General features: G+C 68.3%; 1 protein-coding gene. It reads left to right on the top strand.

Annotated features, from left to right (window positions below):
• Positions 1-134: 134 nt before the first annotated feature.
• Positions 135-1,541 carry an IS1380 family transposase gene (locus tag FGL98_RS24970; RefSeq protein WP_146321570.1) on the top strand — a complete coding sequence of 469 codons (1,407 nt, stop codon included), beginning with the start codon at positions 135-137 and terminating at the stop codon, positions 1,539-1,541.
• Positions 1,542-1,704 lie beyond the last annotated feature (163 nt).

The following is a 1,704-nucleotide window of genomic DNA, read 5'->3' as shown; positions in this document are numbered from 1 at the left end:
CTAAGCCTCGATCCGTGGAGAAGTAGCCGAATGGGCGGGCCTGCTCGGCGCGTTGGAGCGTGAGAGTGCCTTCTTGGCAGGAGAATCGGTGTTGTTGACGCACTGATCTGCTCCACACCAAGAAGGCACTGATAGTGAAACTACCTTATGCGTGGTCCCAGGCGACCCCGGTGTTCGATGATGAGAACCTCGTGTCGTGCGCGGGCCTGGCCCCGGTGATGGGCCTGGCCGAGCGGGCCGGCCTCTCGCAGCTGCTGGCGGACCGGGTCCACGTGGACGCCGCCCTGGTGCGCTCGGCCGGAGTCAACCCCGCCGGGAAGATCACCTCGATCATCGCCGGGATGGCTGCTGGTGCGGACTGCATCGATGACCTGGACGTGATCCGCTCCGGCGGGATGACCAAGATGTTCGACCAGGTGTACGCCCCGGCGACGCTGGGGCAGTTCCTGCGCGAGTTCACGCACGGGCACACCCGGCAGCTCGCCTCGGTCGCGCGGGCGCACCTGGTCAACCTGGTGGGCTGTACGAACTTGTTGCCCGGGATCCAGGAGCAGGCGTTCATCGATATCGACTCGCTGCTGCGCCCCGTGTACGGGCACGCGAAACAGGGCGCCAGCTTCGGACACGCCAAGATCGGCGGGAAGCAGCTTCTACGCCGTGGCCTATCACCGTTGGTCACCACGATCAGCACGAGGCAGGGTGCGCCGGTCGTGCCGGGAATCCGGTTGCGAGCCGGGAAGGCCGGGTCCGGGCGCGGCGCCGCGTCCATGGTCATAGAGGCCATCGGCACCGCACGCGAGGCCGGCGCCACCGGACAGATCCTGACGCGCGGTGACTCCGCGTATGGCAACCACCTGGTCGCCGGGGCCTGCCTGGACCACGGGTCGCTGTTCTCCCTCGTCCTGGCCAAGAACGCGGCGGTCAACACGGCAATCGCCTCGATTCCCGAGGATGCGTGGACCCCGGTGCACTACCCCGGCGCGGTGATCGACCCGGACACCGGCAGGCTGATCTCGGACGCGCAGGTCGCCGAGATCCCCGAGTTCACGGCGTTCGCGACCACCGAGCGGCCGATCACCGCACGGCTGATCGTGCGCCGAGTGCGGGACGTCGCCAAGATGGACGAGCTCTTCCCGGTCTGGCGGCACCACCCGTTCTTCACCAACAGCACCGAACCCGCCCCTGAGGCCGACATCACGCACCGTGCGCACGCGATCATCGAGACCGTCCACTCGGACATGATCGACGGGCCCCTGGCCCACCTACCCTCAGGGTCCTTCGCGGCCAATGGTGCCTGGGCCATCTGCACCGGGATCTGCCACAACCTACTACGTGCTGCGGGCACCCTGGTCGGCGGCGCGCACGCGGTCGCCCGCGGTGCCACGCTCCGCCGCGACCTGGTCACCGTGCCCGCCCGCCTGGCACGACCCGCACGCCGCAAGTTCCTCCACCTACCAGCGCATTGGCCCTGGGCCGATCACTGGATCACACTGTGGGACAACACCTTCAACCACGGCACCGGGCCACCCGCCGCCGCGTAGGACACCCATTCACCCGCCGCATCGGCGCCGACCGGAGACCACTCGTGGAAACGCTGGGCAGACCAGCAGATACCGAACGCCCCGCAGCCACCCGCCCACCGTGAGCAGCCCCGGCACCGTCAAAGAGCCGATCCTGCCGATCACTCCACGGATCGAGGCTAAG

Origin of the sequence: Leekyejoonella antrihumi, from assembly GCF_007845645.1 — a bacterium.
In the GTDB taxonomy this organism is placed as follows: domain Bacteria; phylum Actinomycetota; class Actinomycetes; order Actinomycetales; family Dermatophilaceae; genus Leekyejoonella; species Leekyejoonella antrihumi.
The sequence above is the reverse complement of the archived record's forward strand: the minus strand, read 5'-3'. Positions and strand labels throughout refer to the sequence as shown.